Origin of the sequence: Flavobacterium sp. RSSB_23 (assembly GCF_051547145.1) — a bacterium.
In the GTDB taxonomy this organism is placed as follows: Bacteria; Bacteroidota; Bacteroidia; order Flavobacteriales; family Flavobacteriaceae; genus Flavobacterium.
The window spans coordinates 16,743-33,914 of sequence record NZ_JBPTTO010000017.1; the positions used below are offsets into that span (position 1 = coordinate 16,743).

The window sequence follows — 17,172 nt, forward strand, 5'->3', positions numbered from 1 at the left end:
TTTTGATTAGAAACGGCTAATAAATTGAAAAAGTATACTGTTTTACAACAGCTGCGTGTTTATTTAAAATAGGCACACACTTTATCCATAATATCGACAGCAACTGCAGTTTTGGATTTTAGTTCCATTGGTTCTACAGTAAAATTCTTGTCAATAAAGGTAATCTTATTCGTGGATTTACCAAAGCCTGCACCTTCATCTTGCAAAGAATTCAGCACAATTACATCCAAATTCTTTTTTTGAATCTTAGCTTTTGCGTTTTCAATTTCATTTTCAGTTTCTAACGCAAATCCGATTAAGAGCTGGTGTTGTTTTTCTGCACCGAGAGCGGCAAGAATGTCTTGTGTTTTTTCTAATTCGATGACAAAATTTTCTGCTGCTTTTTTTATTTTTTGACTGGCAACTTCTTTAGGTCTGTAATCGGCAACTGCGGCAGCAGCGATGACTACATCCATTTTATCATACCATTCGAAACACTTCTCATACATTTGCTTTGCTGAAACTACAGGAAATACTTGAATAGAAGTGTAAAGCGGTTTACAATGTGTAGGCCCAGTCACCAAAAAAACATTGGCCCCTAATTCGGCTGCCCTATTAGCAATATTAAACCCCATTTTTCCAGAAGAATGATTTCCTATAAAACGAACTGGGTCAATGGCTTCGTAAGTTGGTCCAGCGGTAATCAAAATTGACTTGCCGCATAAAGGCAATTGCTGTCGCATGTGCGCTTCCATAAAAGCAATTATGTTTTCAGGTTCAGCCATTCTGCCTTCGCCTGAAAGTCCGCTTGCTAATTCACCGCTTTCTGCAGGAATCATTATGTTGCCAAACTCGAGAAGTTTTTGAAAACTATTAAGCGTAGAAGGATGTTTGTACATGTCTAAATCCATTGCAGGTGCAAAGTAGACAGGGCATTTAGCAGATAAGTAAACTGCTAAAAGCAAATTATCACAAGTACCATTTGCCATTTTAGACAAGGTATTTGCAGTAGCTGGAGCGATAAGCATTATATCTGCCCAAAGTCCCAATTCTACATGATTATTCCACAACTCTTTTGCTTCTTCGGAAGGAGCTAAAGAATCGGCAACCTCTTTATCGTAAAAAGTAGAATAGACAGGATTTTTTGATAGAACGGATAATGTTAATGGGGTTACAAAATCCTTAGAAGCAGGTGTCATAATCACTTGGACCTGAGCACCTGCTTTTATAAATAGACGTACTAACGAAGCGGTTTTATAGGCAGCAATTCCACCAGAAATACCTAGTACAACCTTTTTGCCATTTAAAACAGACATCAATACTTAATTATTTGTTTGCGTCTCTATGGTAGATTTTACCATCTAACCATTCTTGAACAGCAAGAGCGTGCGGTTTTGGTAATTTTTCGTAAAACTTAGAAACTTCAATTTGTTCCTTATTTTCAAAAACTTCTTCAAGACTATCATTATAAGTAGCAAACTCTTCTAATTTTTCAGTCAATTCTTTTTTAATTTCAGAATTGATTTGGTTTGCTCTCTTAGCCATAATGGTTATTGCTTCATATACATTACCAGTTGGTTCTTCAATTACAGTTTTGTTGTAGGTAATTGTATTTACTGGAGCATTCGTCTTCTTTAAATCCATGACTTTATTTATTTAGTAAATTTTTGTAAATCTGTTTCAATCTTCGCCAACATCGCATCGGCCTTTTCTTTGTATTCGGTATCCGCTTTGTAACGTATTAAGGTTGTGTAGGCTAATTTAGCTACTTGTAAACGCTCTTCCATTTTTTCAGGAACACTGTTAATTGCTAAGTGGTAAGCAGAATCCAATTTATAATACAACGCTTTTTCTTTTAATACTGTTCCAGGATAGTCAGCTATGAATAAATCAAGGGCAATTAGCGCCGATTTGTAATCCATAATGGTATTGTAACCAATAGCATTTTCGTATACTTTTTTCTCAATTTTATCATTTAAAACACGCATCGTCTTATTTGCTTCAGGCAAATATTCAGAATTAGGGTACGTATCTATAAAATTTTGCAGTTTTTCTATGGCTTTGAAAGTATCCACTTGGTCTAGACTATAGACTGGAGATAACATAGAATAGCATTTTGCTCCTAAATACGCCGCTTCTTGCACTTTTTCACTTCTTGGATAATTGGAGGCAAAACTTTCAAACTGGTATCCTGCTAAATAGTATTGTTTGGTTTTATAGTATGCTTGAGAATACATATAGAACATCTTCTCTGCTTGAGGTTTCCCTCTGTATGCTGGTGCTATTTGTTCAAAAAGTCGAATTGCTTTACTGTATTTCCCTGCATCATAAAGTTTTTCAGCCAACTCATACTTAACAGCAACATCTTCCGATTTTAAGGCTTTTTGATATTCTCCGCAAGAACCTAAAGCTAGCGTTAGTAGTAACAATGCGACTATTTTCTTCATTTATTTTACTTTTATTACAATTTAGCACCAAATAGTTATAAATCCAACTTAACTTTGGGTGGCAAATTTAGTTATTAATTTAGCGACTACAAAATATATTTTTATTTAAAAAAAAGCTTACTTTTTGAGCGTATTTTTCTAAAAATTTTTAACAAAATGTTGGATTCTTTCAGAAAGTGCTTCATCAACTGGAACTAATGGCAAACGGACTACATTTTCTGCCAATTTAAGCGTTTTGAATATTTCTTTTATTCCAGCAGGGTTTCCTTGTTCAAAAATCATGTCAATACTATCGGCAATTTTATATTGGATTTCGAAAGCGGCGTCTACTTTTTTATTCAATCCAAGGCGAATCATTTCTGAAAACTCTTTTGGAAAACCTTGACCAATTACTGAAATTACCCCTGCTCCACCGGCCAAAACCATTGGCAAAGCTATCATGTCGTCGCCCGAAATAACCAAGAAATCTTTTGGTTTGTGCTGAATTATTTTCATGGCTTGCACTAAATCACCAGCAGCTTCTTTGATTCCAACAATATTAGAGAAGTCATTTGCCAAGCGAAGAACCGTTGATGGTAACATGTTGCTTGACGTTCTTCCTGGTACATTGTACAAAACTACTGGGATTGGAGATGCCTCTGCGATTGCTTTAAAATGCTGATAAATTCCTTCTTGAGTCGGTTTATTATAATATGGAGAAACGGAAAGAATAGCATCAAAAGCAGAGAAATCTCTTGTTTTCAATTCGTTTACCACTTGTAAAGTATTGTTTCCTCCTACACCAAGAATCAAAGGAAGTCTCCCATTGTTGACTTCAACCACTGTATTGATGACTAGTTCTTTTTCTTCTGCACTTAGGGTTGCATTTTCTGCAGTTGTCCCCATTACCACCAGATATTCTATTCCATTTTCTATAGAGAAATTCACTATATTTTTCAACGCCTCGGTATCAACTGAAAAATCTGATTTAAAAGGTGTTACTAATGCAACTCCCGTGCCTATTAATGCTTGCATAACGGTATTAAATTTTATTAAATAAATGTAAAATTCGAACAAATTCTTGAACGAATTGCTTGTAATTTTGTGTCACAGTATCAATTAGTACGTGATTCAAACGTTTATCAACACTAAAGAATCCAACTTTAAAACTTGCTTTAGATTGGTACGTTATCCATTGTAAGAAACTGTTATTTGTATCATAATAACTCACTAATATATCGAAAGGATTTTGAATAAAATCTAAGACCGAAGTTTCTTGGATTTGAAAACTCCAATTGATGTGTTCCCAACTAAAAACCGGATAGTTATTGACTTGACTCTTCTTCCCATTTGCATTGAACGCGATAATTGCAATGTTCTTTTCCAAAAAATCAGCTTTAACCAATGCTTCTTTTAGTGCTAGTGTCTGAAAAAAAGCAGTTTCATCTACGAGAATCCCTACTGTTTGAACCTTATTATCAGATGTTAAAACACCAACATTTGATAGGTAGTTTTTTAATTTCTTTTTTAAGAAATAATCTTTAAAATAATTCAAAAACATACTACTTTTACTGAGGTTCAAAATTAATTAATTAAGTCGCATTACAAATGGTAAATTTAAAAAAGTATAATGGTGTTTTAAAACTTTTTGTTATATTCTTAACATTTTTTTTAATTCTTTCATGTGCTTCCACTCCGTATTCCGTTACAAAAATCGAAGGGAAACGTCTTCCAATAACTGACAAATACACTAGTACACCTAGCATCGAACAGTATATTGCACCTTATAGAGAAAAAATTGCTACCGATTTAAATTCGGTTATTGCCTATTGTCCAGAAACTATAGACAAAAGCACTGGAAAATGGCAGTCTACCTTAGGCAACTTAATGGCAGATGCTTGTGTAGCTCGAGGCAATACCATTTTGTATGCTCGCGAAAAAAAGAAGATAGATATTTGCATTTTGAATCACGGTGGCATTCGTGCTGCCTTACCTAAAGGTGATGTAACGCCTCGTACTGCTTTTCAAATCATGCCTTTCGAAAATAGTCTGGTAGTCATTGCCATGAACGGAGAAACAGTAATGGATATGATTCGTTATTTTATCAAAACACAAAAAGCACAACCGCTATCTGGTTTGACTTTTACTATTGATAAAAACAACCAACCAAAAGACATCAAAATACAAGGAACCCCAATCGAAATCTCAAAAGTATATAATGTTGCCACCAATGATTACTTGGCTAACGGAGGAGATGACATGACTTTTTTCCAAAAAGGAATCCAAACGTATGACTTGAATTATAAATTACGCAATGTGCTTATTGATTATTTCAAGGAAATCAAAACCATTCCCGTGCTAACAGAAGTTCGAGTTGCAGTAGAATAAATTTTAAACCAAAAATCCTTTACGACGTAAAAAAATATCAAATGAAAAGAAGAGATTTTATTCAAAAAACCGCTGCTAGTTCTGCCTTATTAGCATTACCAAGTTTGCCTCTAATGAGTTTTACAAAGCCAGAAATAAAAAAAATAACTATCCTACATACGAATGACGTTCACAGTCACATCGACCCTTTTCCTGCAGATGACCCTAGAAATGCGAATATGGGAGGTGTATCAAGAAGAGCTGCTTTAATCGAATCGATTCGAAAAGAAAATCCAAACGTTTTGTTATTAGATTCGGGAGATGTATTCCAAGGAACGCCTTATTTTAACTACTATGGAGGAGAATTAGAGTTGAAATTAATGAGTATGATGCATTATGACTTAGCTACTTTAGGCAATCATGATTTTGACAACGGTATCGAGGGCTTTTATTCCCAATTGCCCAATGCCAATTTTGATTTTGTTTCAGCCAATTATGATTTCAAGAATACAGTTTTAGATACCCATATCAAACCTTACAAACTATTCAAAAAAGACGGAATCAAAATTGGAGTTTTCGGACTAGGAATTGAACTACAAGGATTGGTCGACAAAAAAAACTACAAAGAAACAGTTTACCGTGACCCCATAGAAATTGCTCAGGATATGAGTCGCATTCTAAAAAAAGAAGAGCAATGCGACTTGGTAATTTGCTTATCGCACCTCGGGTATGACTACAAGAAAAGTGACGAAAACAAAATTTCGGATTTGAAATTGGCCCAAAAAACACAAGACATTGATTTGATTATTGGTGGCCACACCCACACTTTTTTAGACAAACCTACCGTAGTAAAAAACGCTGCAGGCCAAGAAGTTTTGGTTAACCAAGTTGGTTGCTACGGCATTCACCTTGGAAGAATCGATTTTTATTTTGACAATAACAAACAAAATATCGCCAAAGGGAAAGCTATTGTGGTATAATAACTTGTTACTATAAAATACAAAAACACCTTTTAAACCAATAAAAGGTGTTTTTTTTTATGATTAGGAGCGGGCATCACCTGCATTTCAACAACAGTTATCCTGCTCATTGCTTAATCTGAGTTCCAGAGAATTTATGCTTCAAGCATATTGATAAAATCTTGTTCAGATACAATAGTAACTCCCAATTTAGTAGCTTTTTCTAATTTAGAAGGTCCCATGTTATCTCCCGCTACCACATAATCCGTTTTGGATGAAATCGAACTTCCTACTTTACCGCCATTATCTTCAATCGCCTTCTTTAAATCATCTCTAGAAAATTGCTCAAAAACACCTGAGACCACAAAGGTTTTACCCAAAAACTTGGTCGTAGCATTAGGATTTACTTTTTCAACTATTTCCAATTGAACACCGCGCAATCTTAATCGTTCAACAATTGCTCTATTTTCCTCATTTTCAAAAAATTCGATTACACTTTTGGCAATGCGTTCTCCAATTTCATCCACCAAAATCAAATCCTCAAGCGTAGCCTTTTCTAGAGCAGTGATGGATTTATAATGCTTTGCTAATTTTTTAGCCACCGTTTCACCAACAAAGCGAATACCCAAGGCAAACAAAACACTTTCAAAAGGAATTTCCTTTGATTTGGCTACTCCATTCACTAAATTTTCTGCAGATTTCTGTGCCATTCGTTCCAACGGCAACACTTGCTCCACAGTCAAATCATATAAATCGGCATAGTTATGTACCAAACCGTTATTGTACAACAAAGCTACGGTTTCACCTCCTAAACCTTCAATATCCATTGCCTTACGAGAAATAAAATGCTGAATTCTACCAATGATTTGAGGGGGACAACCATAAAAATTTGGACAGTAGTGATTCGCTTCGCCTTCTGAACGTACCAAAGCTGTTTGGCATTCAGGACAATTTGTAATATAGTGCGTTACTTCAGAATATTCAGGACGCTTTTCGAAGTCAACAGCAATGATTTTTGGAATTATCTCTCCCCCTTTTTCTACAAAAACCGTGTCTCCAATTCGGATATCCAATTTTCCTATCTGGTCGGCGTTATGCAAGGAAGCGCGTTTGACTACAGTTCCGGCTAATTGTACAGGCTCCAAATTCGCAACTGGTGTAATGGCACCTGTACGTCCTACCTGATACGAAATTGAATTTAATTTGGTACTAACTTGTTCTGATTTGAATTTATAAGCTATGGCCCAACGAGGAGATTTAGCAGTATACCCTAACTCCTCTTGATACGACAAAGCATTTACTTTGATTACTACCCCATCCGTTTCGTAAGGAAGCTCGTGACGGTTCACATCCCAATAGGCAATAAACTCAAAAACTTCGTCTAGGTTTTTGGCTAATTTTGCTTCTTTTGGCGCTTTAAATCCCCAGTCTCTGGCCGCTTGTAGCCCTTCAAACTGTGATTGAAAAGGCAAATTGTTTCCAACTAATGAATAAAGTAAGCAATCCAATGGACGTTTGGCAACTTCTGCGCTGTCTTGTAATTTTAAACTTCCAGAAGCGGTATTTCTGGGGTTAGCATAAGGAGTCTCGCCAATTTCAATCAATTCCTGGTTCATTTTTTCAAAACCAGCGAAAGGCAAGATGATTTCACCGCGAATAGCAAAATGAGCAGGATAATTCCCTTTCAATTGCAAAGGAATTGATTTGATAGTTTTGATATTGTTCGTCACATCATCACCCTGAACCCCATCACCACGAGTGACAGCGCGAGACAATTGACCGTTTTCATAGGTGATGCTAATGGAAGCGCCATCGTATTTTAATTCACAAGTATATTCAATAGGAACATTACCCAACACCTTTTGAATTCGGGTTTCCCAGTCCACTACATCTTCTTTAGAATATGAATTATCCAAAGAATACATACGATAATCATGAACAACTGTTTGGAAGTTTTTTGTAATTGCACCCCCAACTCTTTGCGTTGGAGAATTAGCATCGAAAAATTCGGGATGTGCCGCTTCTAAGGCTTGCAGTTCTTTTAATTTTTGGTCAAACTCGAAATCCGAAATTTGAGGTTGGTCCAACACGTAATAGTTGTAATTGTGTTGGTCTAATTCGGAACGCAACTGCTGAATCGTATCTTGAATATTCATGAAATAAAAATGGCTATTTTAGTTTTTCAAATAAGGTACTAAAATAGCCAATTTATACTTTATAAAATAGCTTTACGATTCTATAATTGTATTAATTTGATTGAACAATTGACCATCGCTAAGAAAAGCCCCTTGTTGTATCAACTGAAACAAGGAATAATTTCGTTCCTCGGTAAATACTTTTTTACCCACTTTCATTTCAATTGTTTCTGTAAACATGTTATCAGAAAGCCATTGTAACCCTTCTTTGGTCAAAAAGTCAACTTCTGGCACTAGCGATTTCAATACAATTGATTTTACTTCCGTATCAAAGCATTGAAATAGAAAAATATGATTTTTTGAAAAATGCTCTAAATACTGCGCTTTCGTCAGCACGCCTTCCCAGATTAAATCTGAAAAAACATCCAATTCTTGTTCAGCTACTTCTGGTTTTTCTTTTTTAATGGTATCCCATTCTGCTTTATCAATAGATTGAGTTGCCAAAAAAGTAGTAAACTCTTGGTGTAACTCTTCGAACTGTTCTTTTGTAAGTCTTGTGTATTTCATTTTATTATGATTTAGCCTAAAACACTTTTAATTAGCATCCGTCTATAAAATAAAAAAAATCCCGATTCCGTTAATAAAACGTATCGGGATTTTACAATTTTAAATCTGAAATTATGCTTTCTCAGGTACGATTTCGTAAGGAATTTCAACAATTACATCTCTGTGTAAACGGATAGATGCACTGTATTTTCCGATACGTTTTACGATACCGCTAGTGATGAATTTACGGTCAATTTCTTGACCTGCGTTAGCTAAAGCAGCAGCAATGTCAATGTTTGTGATAGAACCGAATAATTTTTCACCACCTGCTTTTGCAGCGATTTTAATCTCTAATGCTTTCAATGCTTCAGCAGTAGCTTTAGCATCAGCAACGATTTTAGCCTCTTTGTGAGCTCTTTGTTTTAGGTTTTCAGCCAATACTTTCTTTGCAGAAGCAGTTGCCAAGTGAGCAAATCCTTGAGGAATCAAGTAATTACGTCCGTAACCATTTTTTACTGTTACGATATCATCTTTAAAACCTAAGTTTTGTACGTCTTTATTTAAAATAAGTTCCATGTTGTTGTCCTTATATTGCAGAAGTTAGGTTTCATTTTACCGAAAACCAACAACTATTAATTAATTATTATTTTAGTAAATCAGCCACATATGGCATTAAAGCTAAGTGACGTGCTCTTTTCACAGCTACAGACACTTTTCTTTGGTATTTCAAAGAAGTACCAGTTAAACGACGAGGTAAAATTTTACCTTGCTCGTTTACAAATTTCAATAAGAAATCAGCATCTTTATAGTCTACATATTTGATACCTGATTTTTTGAAACGACAATACTTTTTAGTTTTGTTGATTTCTATGTTCAAAGGCGTTAGATATCTGATATCTCCGTCTTTTTTTCCTGAAGCAGATTGTTGTAATGTTGCCATGATAATTAAGCTTTAGTAGATTTAAGTTTTGCTCTTCTTCTTTCAGCCCAAGAAATAGCATGTTTGTCTAGAGCAACAGTTAAGAAACGCATAACACGCTCGTCACGTCTAAATTCAGTTTCGAATGGAAGTAAAACTTCACCAGCTACTTTGTACTCGAATAAATGGTAAAAACCACTTTTTTTGTTTTGAATTTCGTAAGCCATTTTTTTAAGACCCCAATCTTCTTTCGATACCATTTCAGCTCCTCTACTAGTAAGAAATTCTTCAAATTTGCTTACTGTTTCCTTCACCTGAACCTCAGATAAAACGGGATTTAAAATGAAAACAGTTTCATAATGATTCATAAATAATATATTTATTTGTTAAATTGGGTGCAAAAGTAGTTTTTTTATTTGAATACACAAATGAATATTTGAAATAATCGACAAAGTGCAAAATTTATGTTTGCAAATTTGCTTTGCACCTCAAAAAAAAATATATTTACCTGACCAAATTTAAAAAGCTTAATTATGAAACTAAACTGTGTTGTTGTTGATGATAGCTCCATCCAACGAATGATCATAGCTAAATTAGTTAATAATCATCAACACTTGCACTTGATAGGCGATTTTTCTAATGCAATTGAAGCTAAAAACTGTATGTCCATCCACTCGGTTGATTTGATTTTTCTTGACATTGAAATGCCTGTTATCAGTGGATTTGACTTTTTGGACGGACTAAAAACTAAACCCCAAATCATTTTCATTACTTCAAAAGCAGAATATGCTATGAAGGCATTTGACTATGATGCAACTGACTATTTACAAAAACCCATAGCTTTAGAACGGTTTAATGCTTCTGTAAAAAGAGCCATAGACTTGCATTTGCTTAGAACCGACAACAAAGAAGAAGAAGGGGAACACATTTTTATTAAAAGCAATTTAAAAAAACTGAAAATTTTCACTTCAAAGATTAAATGGATAGAAGCCTACGGTGACTACGTTAGAGTTGTTACTGAAGATGATAGTAATTTAGTGCTTTCTACTATGAAATCTTTTGAAAATGACTTGAGCAAAGAAAAGTTCATACGTGTTCACAAATCCTACATCGTTAATATTGACAAAATTGACCGTTTCAACAGCAAATTTGCTGAAATCGGAGTTACTAAAATCCCTTTAAGTCGAAATAAAAAAGAAGACTTGATTAAAGCCCTTTCCATTTCATAAAGGCATTGCTCCTAATAGAAATCTACATTTACCCCTACTTTTATCGCTCTATAATTTGCTACTGCTTCAAAACTATTGATTACCTTTTGCAACCTAGCTTTCGTACTACCAATGGGTTGATTCTGGGGGATTTTTACCATAATGGTCCTGATGTACTCGTTTCTGATTCTGTTTATAGCAGGCTCTTCTGGACCTAAAACCGGCATATCTAGCGCTTGACTCATTACTTGATACAACCACACTGCTCCTTCCTTTAGTTTTTCAAAATCTCGATGTTTGAGCGTAATTTTTATCAATCTAAAGTAAGGAGGGTATTTATAAATTTGTCTGTCATACAACTGTTCCTTAAACATTCCTTCGTAATCATTTTGTGTTACTTGCTGAATGGTATTATGCAAAGGATTGTACGTTTGTATTATCACTTTTCCCTGCTTTTCAGAACGTCCCGCTCTCCCAGCTACTTGAGTCATCAATTGAAAACTACGCTCAAACGCCCTAAAATCGGGATGGTACAACATGGTATCCGCATTCATGATTCCCACCAAGCTTACATTGGCAAAATCCAATCCTTTGGCTAGCATTTGTGTACCCACCAAAATATCAATTTCTTGATTTTTGAAACCATCAATGATTTTTTCGAAACCGTATTTTCCTCTTGTAGTGTCTTGGTCCATTCTACCACATTTGGCATTAGGAAACAAATTCAATAGCTCTAGTTCTATTTGTTCGGTTCCAAAGCCCTTGGTTGTTAAATCAATACTGGAACAAGCGTGGCAATTGGAAGGTTTGCCCATTGCATATCCACAATAATGACAACGCAATTGGCTTTTGAATTTGTGATAGGTCAAACTCACATCACACTGAGGGCATTGTGGAATATGACCACAAGTCATGCACTCAATTACAGGAGCAAATCCTCTCCTATTTTGAAACAAAATCACTTGTTCCCCTAAAGATAAAGCTGTAGCTATTTCATTAATTAAAGTATCGCTAAAATGTCCTTTCATTTGCTTGCGCAAATATTTATCTTTAATGTCCACCAGTTCAATTACAGGCATTTGTACTTTCCCAAACCTTTCTTTGAGTGTCACCAAACCGTATTTGGCTGATTGCGCATTATAATAGGTCTCTAAACTTGGTGTAGCTGACCCCAAAAGCACTTTAGCTTTATGAAAATTAGCCAAAACAATGGCTGCATCACGAGCATGAAAACGTGGCGCAGGGTCCATTTGTTTGAAGGTTTGCTCGTGTTCTTCATCAATAACAATAGCTCCTAAGTCCTGAAAAGAAAGAAACAACGCCGAACGAGCTCCAATAACAATTTGGGCCTTTTCAGCATTTTGCAATACTTGATGCCAAACTTCTACTCGCTCATTGTTGTTGAATTTTGAATGAAAAACAGCCACTTTATCACCAAAATGCAATCGCAATCGACTTAGCAATTGCGTCGTTAATGCAATTTCTGGCAATAAATAGAGCACCTGCTTTCCTGTTTCCAGAAACGTTTCTATCCATTTTATATATATTTCTGTTTTTCCACTTGCAGTTACTCCATGAAGCAAGCACACCTCTCTATGTAAGAACTGCTGTTGTATGGCATCAAAGGCATTTTGTTGTGCACTACTCAACAGCAACTCCTTCTCAGTAGCCTTACCAGCATACATCACCCTGTCTTGTTGAATGTAATACTCCTCAAAAATTTCTTTATCAATTAAAGCCTTCACAACTGCTGCAGTTACTTTAGCCGTTTCAACCAATTTTTTCACTGGGATTGGCTTTTTTTCAGTAGCCTGCAATTGAAAATACTGAAGCACAATTTCTTTTTGCTTGTTGGCGTTTTTCAACTGTTCTAATAAAGCACTTAAACCCTCTTGCGAATTGTACTGCGGGTGCAAACGAACGTATCGCACTAATTTAGGTTTATAAGCCTCTGCGATTTCTTCTTGAACAATCAATACCTTTTTATCCATCAACTTTTGAATGATTGGAAAGACATTTTTCTTATTCACTATCGCTATTATATCATCGATTTTTAGCGCACTTTGTTGTTGTAATGCCTGGTAAACAAGGAATTCCTCGTCTGACAAGTCCGTTTCATTAATAACAGAAGCCGATTGAGCCGTCACTACCGTTTCGCTTTCTAAAAGTAAAGCTGAGGGTATGGCATTTCTGTATACCTCGCCAATAGCACACATATAATAGGAAGCAATCCAGAACCAATGTTGCAATTGAACAGCTGTAACCATTGGTTCATGGTCCAAAATTTGGTGGATTTCTTTAGCCTGATATAAGGTAGGTTCGTTGCGATGTAACTCTATAGCAATAGCCGTGTAGATTTTGCTTTTACCAAAAGGCACCGCCAAACGCATTCCTTTTTTTATGAAATGAAATTCGGTTTCCGAGACTTGATAGGTAAAGGTTTTAGCTAAGGCTAATGGCAAAATTACTTCAACAAAAAACATGGGATACTTGGTTTTGTCAAGCGACAATTTTTGAATGGTTACTGTATTGGGCTAGGCACCAAAAATAATAAAAAAAATACCCTTAGAACTCTATTTCAAATATAATCTGAACTTTGAGTTATAAGGGTATCTCTTAAAAGCAAAAAACTATTTTACTCTATGCCAGTATTGTGTTCTTCCAATTAAAGAAAAACCAATATAGCCTCTTACTTTTAATTTATCTTTTCCTTCTAAAGTAATAAAACATTTGTATTTCTTTCCTGTCACTGGGTCTGTAATAGTGCCTCCGTTGAATTCATCAGCGTCTTTTTGAAGCCCTTTGACAATAACCATTCCTAAAACAGGTTTGTTTTTTTCATCACCCGTACACTCAGTACATAGCTTGTCTTTTTTTTGTGGGTCAAGAATATCCACAATTTTACCATAAATCTTGCCTGACTTTTCGTAAACCTCTACAATAGATTTTGGCTTACCAGTTTCGTCATCGATGGTTTTCCATTTACCAACTACAGATTGGCTACGAACGGTTGTCACTACAGCAAAACATAAAACACTTGCTACTAGAATGATTTTTCTCATTTGTTATTTATTTCTTGGTTTTTTTATTTTTTCTAGCCCTGATGGAAGCGGCATCCTTGTTTGGTCTCTTCTTTTAGAAAGCAAGCAAGACATAGCGTACAGCAGGACATAAGCATCGCGAACTGGCGAAGCAAATAGCTCCAAAAAGAACACTCTATACTTTGTAAAAAGGGTCTTTTGGAATTTCAAATTTATTCAAAAATAAAACAGTTTGTCTTATTTATAACACAACTATATCGTTTTTTTTGATTTTATTTGGTTGCGGTGGGACTGAATAATTGCATTGAGCTCAAAACCAAGCAAGAGCAACATACAGTTAATCCAGATGTAAAACATAAGAATTAAAAGAGTACCGATAGAGCCGTACAATTCGTTGTATTTGGAAAATTTGACCACCCAAATTCCAAAGCCGTAAGAAGAAATAATGATTAAAATAGTAGTAAAAACAGAACCTACTGAAATGAATTTAGGTTTGTGTCTTTGTTTGATTCCGAAGCGCAATAAAATAGAAGTAGTAAACAAAATCATTAACGAAAGAAACAAATAACGTCCGAGTTGAATTAACGGAATATTGTCACTTAGTACATCTTGTATTTTGTTTTTTTGGATAAATACCTCAAATACAACAATAATTGCCACTGTAAAAATCAACAAAAATGATAAGAAAATTGACATTCCTATTGCTACAAGATACTGGTCAATAAAACCACGTTTCTCTATTACGTGTCTTGATTCTTCAAAGCCTCCAAGAATAGCGTTTAAACCATTGGCCATTAAAAAAATAGACAAAATAAAACCTGAGGAAAGCAATCCAGAGTGACTGTTATTCAAGATATCATCAATAATTCCAGCAATCGCATCATAGGTATTGGGTGGTACGCTTTGCTCTACAAATCGCAAAAAATCGGTTTGAAAACCTTGAATTGGGATGTATGGAATTAGATTCAAAATATAAAGAGCAAACGGAAACAAAGCCATAAAGAAACTAAACGCAATGGCTCCTGCTCTTACATTTAACTTTCCGTTTAAAACACCCAAAATATAAGAATGCAAGAAGTCATATAGTGACACTTCTTCTAACCAAAGGAGTTTTTGGCTTTGCAAGAAATGAATCAATTTACGAACCAAGCCATTCGCTTTGATTTTGTTTTTGACAATAACTTCAAAAGGAACTTTATTTGTTGGGGTCATTTGAATATCTTTTATTTATGCAATCAAATGGCTTTTAAACTCAAATCCATATTGTACACTGAATGCGTCAAGGCTCCAGAAGAGATAAAATCCACTCCACAGGCCGCATATTCGCTAATGGTTGTTTCGTTTATATTTCCTGAAGATTCGGACTGACATTTACCGTCAATCATTGCCACTGCTTTGCGAGTATCCTCGTAATTAAAGTTATCAATCAAGACTCTATAAATACCGTCAGACTTTAAAATTTCTTCTATTTCGGCTAAATCTCTAGCTTCTACAATGATTTTTAAGTCTAAGTTGTTTTCCTTTAAATAGGCTTTTGTTTTGTCGATAGCTTTTGTGATGCCTCCAGCAAAATCGATATGATTGTCTTTGAGCATAATCATATCATATAAAGCAAATCGATGGTTCACTCCTCCCCCAATGGTTACTGCCCATTTTTCGGCAGCACGAAAACCAGGAGTAGTTTTACGAGTATCTAATATTTGAGTTTTCGTACCTGCTAATAAACGAACATAACTGTTGGTTTTCGTTGCAATGGCTGACATACGTTGCATCGTATTCAACACCAAACGCTCTGATTTTAATATCGATTGTGAACTACCCGATACGTGAAAAACCACATCACCATAGCGTACAGGCGTTCCGTCTTTTATAAAGGTCTCTATTTGCAAGGAAGGGTCAACATAATGAAAAATCATTTCAGCCAAGGCTACACCCGCGATTATCCCATCTTCTTTTACTAGCAATTTTGCTTTTCCTGTGGCCGATGCTGGAATACAAGCTAAGGAACTGTAATCCCCTGGGCCAACATCTTCACGAATACCATTGGCAATAAACAATTGTAACTCTTGTTGAAACTGTGCTTCTGAAATCATTCTCTTATTTTTTTTGTGGTGCTAAATTAATCAAAAACGATGGCAAAAGCTAGTCTAAAAACCAAAATAAACTATCAAAATTCCCCGAAAAAAAACCAGCAAAAACAAGGGTTTTCATTAGGATTACAACTTTTTTTAAATCCTTCATTTTCACTATTTTCCGAATTACCGTTTTCATTCAAACAAATTAAAACAATAAATTTTTATTGTTTATCAATAAATTTTTATTATTTTTGAATCAATAAACCCAAAAAACAAACTTTTATGGAAATCAGAATTAGCACCGAACAGCTACTCAAAATCCTATTTTATGTAGCCCTTTTTCTTTTTGTTGGCATTTGCATTGAGTCGGGAATGTACATTTTTAATGGCATTTACACCTTCACTATCAATTCGTACAATGCCAATTTTTTGAGTCTAAAAGCACTCTATCAATTTGACCCTGGGCATTATGGTGTCGTGATGCTGCTTTTAAGCATCGTTACCACCTTAAAAGCTGTACTCTTTTTTGTTATCGTAAAACTATTGCACGATAAAAACCTGAACCTTTACCAGCCCTTTAGTACAAAAATGTATCATTTTCTCTTAACCTTAAGCGGGTTAAGTGTAGTAATTGCCTTTTTCTCTAATTACGGCCTCAACTACTTGAAGTGGTTGCAAGAAAAACCCATACCCCTTCCTGACTTGAGTACATTCGCAGTAGGCGGAGGCGATGTTTGGTTTTTTATGGGCATCATCTTATTTCTGATAGCAAAAATCTTCAAAAGAGGTATCGAAATCCAGTCCGATAACGAATTAACCATATAATTATGCCTATAGTAGTCAACCTAGATGTAATGATGGCCAAAAGAAAAATGTCCCTCAACGAGCTTTCCGAAAAAGTAGATTTAACGCTCTCCAATCTTTCGATTTTAAAAACAGGCAAGGCAAAAGCCATTCGTTTCAGCACCCTCGAAGCACTCTGCAAAGCCTTAGATTGCGAGCCAGGCGATTTACTTGAATACAAAAAATAAATAAGTTGAAAGAAATACAAAAAAAACAAAAAAATTAACCACATAGAAAAATCATAGACAAACGTTAAGTAAGTAAAGAAACCAATAGAAATAGCACTATTTCACACATAGAATAGCTATGTGAATAGTAAAACGTCTATTTGTCCTTTTAACAAGCCACATATTCTATGCTTCTCCTATGTGGTAAAAAATAACAGCAAAAAGAAGCTTAAAAAAACTAACCGTTCTCAAACCATCACAAAACCTCGACTTATATATTCAACAAGTCGAGGTTTTCAATTTTGTAGGAGCACCAACAAAAGGCTTATTGGTTAGAATGGTTCTTGCTATCCGCTGTATCTTTGTCTTTTTAAAGAAAAAAGACAAAGGATGCCGCTGCTATCAAGGCTAAGGAGCAGCATTGTTGCTTTTTTGGTTTTATTTCCAAACAACAACAACAACAACAACAACAACAACAACAACAACAACAACAACAACAACAACAAC

General features: G+C 35.2%; 19 protein-coding genes. 5 read left to right on the forward strand and 14 right to left on the reverse strand.

What is annotated here, in order from left to right:
• Positions 1–59: 59 nt before the first annotated feature.
• The 5 genes from coaBC to ACSVH9_RS15505 form a co-directional block, all read right to left on the reverse strand.
• Positions 60–1,295, reverse strand: coding sequence for a bifunctional phosphopantothenoylcysteine decarboxylase/phosphopantothenate--cysteine ligase CoaBC (gene coaBC, locus ACSVH9_RS15485; RefSeq protein WP_438064489.1), 1,236 nt, complete (start codon positions 1,293–1,295; stop codon positions 60–62).
• A gap of 10 nt (positions 1,296–1,305) precedes the next feature.
• On the reverse strand, positions 1,306–1,623 hold the full coding sequence (locus ACSVH9_RS15490; protein ID WP_116761231.1) for a DNA-directed RNA polymerase subunit omega: 318 nt from the start codon (positions 1,621–1,623) through the stop codon (positions 1,306–1,308).
• 8 nt (positions 1,624–1,631) lie between these two features.
• Positions 1,632–2,426 (reverse strand): outer membrane protein assembly factor BamD, encoded by a 795-nt coding sequence (locus ACSVH9_RS15495; protein WP_438064490.1) that lies wholly within the window; start codon positions 2,424–2,426, stop codon positions 1,632–1,634.
• 138 nt (positions 2,427–2,564) lie between these two features.
• Positions 2,565–3,440 carry a 4-hydroxy-tetrahydrodipicolinate synthase gene (gene dapA / locus ACSVH9_RS15500; RefSeq protein WP_438064491.1) on the reverse strand — a complete coding sequence of 292 codons (876 nt, stop codon included), beginning with the start codon at positions 3,438–3,440 and terminating at the stop codon, positions 2,565–2,567.
• 7 nt (positions 3,441–3,447) lie between these two features.
• A complete protein-coding gene (locus ACSVH9_RS15505) occupies positions 3,448–3,987 on the reverse strand; it encodes a DUF6913 domain-containing protein (RefSeq protein ID WP_438064492.1) in 540 nt (179 codons plus the stop codon).
• 26 nt (positions 3,988–4,013) lie between these two features.
• Between ACSVH9_RS15505 and ACSVH9_RS15510 the strand changes: the two genes are divergently transcribed.
• Together ACSVH9_RS15510 and ACSVH9_RS15515 are read left to right on the forward strand one after the other, a co-directional pair.
• Positions 4,014–4,793 carry a 5'-nucleotidase C-terminal domain-containing protein gene (locus tag ACSVH9_RS15510; RefSeq protein ID WP_438064493.1) on the forward strand — a complete coding sequence of 260 codons (780 nt, stop codon included), beginning with the start codon at positions 4,014–4,016 and terminating at the stop codon, positions 4,791–4,793.
• A gap of 41 nt (positions 4,794–4,834) precedes the next feature.
• On the forward strand, positions 4,835–5,752 hold the full coding sequence (locus ACSVH9_RS15515) for a bifunctional metallophosphatase/5'-nucleotidase (RefSeq protein ID WP_438064494.1): 918 nt from the start codon (positions 4,835–4,837) through the stop codon (positions 5,750–5,752).
• Positions 5,753–5,886: 134 nt separating this feature from the next.
• On the opposite strand, the gene ligA is transcribed toward ACSVH9_RS15515, so the two are convergent.
• The 5 genes from ligA to rpsF all read right to left on the reverse strand — a co-directional run bounded on the left by ligA (position 5,887) and on the right by rpsF (position 9,699).
• Positions 5,887–7,887: an NAD-dependent DNA ligase LigA gene (gene ligA / locus ACSVH9_RS15520; protein WP_438064495.1), complete on the reverse strand. Its 2,001-nt coding sequence runs from the start codon at positions 7,885–7,887 to the stop codon at positions 5,887–5,889.
• 72 nt (positions 7,888–7,959) lie between these two features.
• A complete protein-coding gene (locus ACSVH9_RS15525) occupies positions 7,960–8,433 on the reverse strand; it encodes a DUF6495 family protein (protein WP_438064496.1) in 474 nt (157 codons plus the stop codon).
• A 111-nt stretch (positions 8,434–8,544) separates the two neighbouring features.
• Entirely contained in the window at positions 8,545–8,988 is a 444-nt protein-coding gene (rplI, locus tag ACSVH9_RS15530; protein ID WP_438064497.1) for a 50S ribosomal protein L9, read from the reverse strand.
• Positions 8,989–9,055: 67 nt separating this feature from the next.
• Positions 9,056–9,352, reverse strand: a complete 297-nt coding sequence (gene rpsR, locus ACSVH9_RS15535; RefSeq protein ID WP_159684738.1) for a 30S ribosomal protein S18 — start codon at positions 9,350–9,352, stop codon at positions 9,056–9,058.
• Between the two features lie 5 nt (positions 9,353–9,357).
• The gene (gene rpsF / locus ACSVH9_RS15540; RefSeq protein ID WP_159684735.1) at positions 9,358–9,699 is read right to left on the reverse strand and encodes a 30S ribosomal protein S6; all 342 of its coding nucleotides are present in this window, start codon (positions 9,697–9,699) and stop codon (positions 9,358–9,360) included.
• Between the two features lie 165 nt (positions 9,700–9,864).
• Between rpsF and ACSVH9_RS15545 the strand changes: the two genes are divergently transcribed.
• Positions 9,865–10,560 carry a LytR/AlgR family response regulator transcription factor gene (locus ACSVH9_RS15545; RefSeq protein WP_438064498.1) on the forward strand — a complete coding sequence of 232 codons (696 nt, stop codon included), beginning with the start codon at positions 9,865–9,867 and terminating at the stop codon, positions 10,558–10,560.
• Between the two features lie 11 nt (positions 10,561–10,571).
• Here the strand turns inward: ACSVH9_RS15545 and priA are convergent, their stop codons facing one another.
• The 4 genes from priA to nadC all read right to left on the reverse strand — a co-directional run bounded on the left by priA (position 10,572) and on the right by nadC (position 15,673).
• Positions 10,572–13,022 carry a replication restart helicase PriA gene (gene priA, locus ACSVH9_RS15550; RefSeq protein ID WP_438064499.1) on the reverse strand — a complete coding sequence of 817 codons (2,451 nt, stop codon included), beginning with the start codon at positions 13,020–13,022 and terminating at the stop codon, positions 10,572–10,574.
• Positions 13,023–13,169: 147 nt separating this feature from the next.
• Positions 13,170–13,601, reverse strand: coding sequence for a DUF2147 domain-containing protein (locus ACSVH9_RS15555; RefSeq protein WP_438064500.1), 432 nt, complete (start codon positions 13,599–13,601; stop codon positions 13,170–13,172).
• 231 nt (positions 13,602–13,832) lie between these two features.
• Positions 13,833–14,792 carry a YihY/virulence factor BrkB family protein gene (locus ACSVH9_RS15560; protein WP_438064501.1) on the reverse strand — a complete coding sequence of 320 codons (960 nt, stop codon included), beginning with the start codon at positions 14,790–14,792 and terminating at the stop codon, positions 13,833–13,835.
• 23 nt (positions 14,793–14,815) lie between these two features.
• On the reverse strand, positions 14,816–15,673 hold the full coding sequence (gene nadC / locus ACSVH9_RS15565; RefSeq protein WP_438064502.1) for a carboxylating nicotinate-nucleotide diphosphorylase: 858 nt from the start codon (positions 15,671–15,673) through the stop codon (positions 14,816–14,818).
• 264 nt (positions 15,674–15,937) lie between these two features.
• Here nadC and ACSVH9_RS15570 point away from each other — a divergent pair, with 264 nt between their 5' ends.
• Positions 15,938–16,480 carry a DUF2975 domain-containing protein gene (locus tag ACSVH9_RS15570; protein ID WP_438064503.1) on the forward strand — a complete coding sequence of 181 codons (543 nt, stop codon included), beginning with the start codon at positions 15,938–15,940 and terminating at the stop codon, positions 16,478–16,480.
• Between the two features lie 2 nt (positions 16,481–16,482).
• On the forward strand, positions 16,483–16,686 hold the full coding sequence (locus ACSVH9_RS15575) for a helix-turn-helix domain-containing protein (protein ID WP_300979225.1): 204 nt from the start codon (positions 16,483–16,485) through the stop codon (positions 16,684–16,686).
• Positions 16,687–17,172 lie beyond the last annotated feature (486 nt).

Excerpts from the sequence above, each read along its gene's own strand:
- coaBC (WP_438064489.1), bottom strand. The coding sequence starts at position 1,295 with ATGTCTGTTTTAAATGGCAAAAAGGTTGTACTAGGTATTTCTGGTGGA.
- ACSVH9_RS15490 (WP_116761231.1), bottom strand. The coding sequence starts at position 1,623 with ATGGATTTAAAGAAGACGAATGCTCCAGTAAATACAATTACCTACAAC.
- ACSVH9_RS15495 (WP_438064490.1), bottom strand. The coding sequence starts at position 2,426 with ATGAAGAAAATAGTCGCATTGTTACTACTAACGCTAGCTTTAGGTTCT.
- dapA (WP_438064491.1), bottom strand. The coding sequence starts at position 3,440 with ATGCAAGCATTAATAGGCACGGGAGTTGCATTAGTAACACCTTTTAAA.
- ACSVH9_RS15510 (WP_438064493.1), top strand. The coding sequence starts at position 4,014 with ATGGTAAATTTAAAAAAGTATAATGGTGTTTTAAAACTTTTTGTTATA.
- ACSVH9_RS15515 (WP_438064494.1), top strand. The coding sequence starts at position 4,835 with ATGAAAAGAAGAGATTTTATTCAAAAAACCGCTGCTAGTTCTGCCTTA.
- ligA (WP_438064495.1), bottom strand. The coding sequence starts at position 7,887 with ATGAATATTCAAGATACGATTCAGCAGTTGCGTTCCGAATTAGACCAA.
- ACSVH9_RS15525 (WP_438064496.1), bottom strand. The coding sequence starts at position 8,433 with ATGAAATACACAAGACTTACAAAAGAACAGTTCGAAGAGTTACACCAA.
- rplI (WP_438064497.1), bottom strand. The coding sequence starts at position 8,988 with ATGGAACTTATTTTAAATAAAGACGTACAAAACTTAGGTTTTAAAGAT.
- rpsR (WP_159684738.1), bottom strand. The coding sequence starts at position 9,352 with ATGGCAACATTACAACAATCTGCTTCAGGAAAAAAAGACGGAGATATC.
- rpsF (WP_159684735.1), bottom strand. The coding sequence starts at position 9,699 with ATGAATCATTATGAAACTGTTTTCATTTTAAATCCCGTTTTATCTGAG.
- ACSVH9_RS15545 (WP_438064498.1), top strand. The coding sequence starts at position 9,865 with ATGAAACTAAACTGTGTTGTTGTTGATGATAGCTCCATCCAACGAATG.
- priA (WP_438064499.1), bottom strand. The coding sequence starts at position 13,022 with ATGTTTTTTGTTGAAGTAATTTTGCCATTAGCCTTAGCTAAAACCTTT.
- ACSVH9_RS15555 (WP_438064500.1), bottom strand. The coding sequence starts at position 13,601 with ATGAGAAAAATCATTCTAGTAGCAAGTGTTTTATGTTTTGCTGTAGTG.
- ACSVH9_RS15560 (WP_438064501.1), bottom strand. The coding sequence starts at position 14,792 with ATGACCCCAACAAATAAAGTTCCTTTTGAAGTTATTGTCAAAAACAAA.
- nadC (WP_438064502.1), bottom strand. The coding sequence starts at position 15,673 with ATGATTTCAGAAGCACAGTTTCAACAAGAGTTACAATTGTTTATTGCC.
- ACSVH9_RS15570 (WP_438064503.1), top strand. The coding sequence starts at position 15,938 with ATGGAAATCAGAATTAGCACCGAACAGCTACTCAAAATCCTATTTTAT.
- ACSVH9_RS15575 (WP_300979225.1), top strand. The coding sequence starts at position 16,483 with ATGCCTATAGTAGTCAACCTAGATGTAATGATGGCCAAAAGAAAAATG.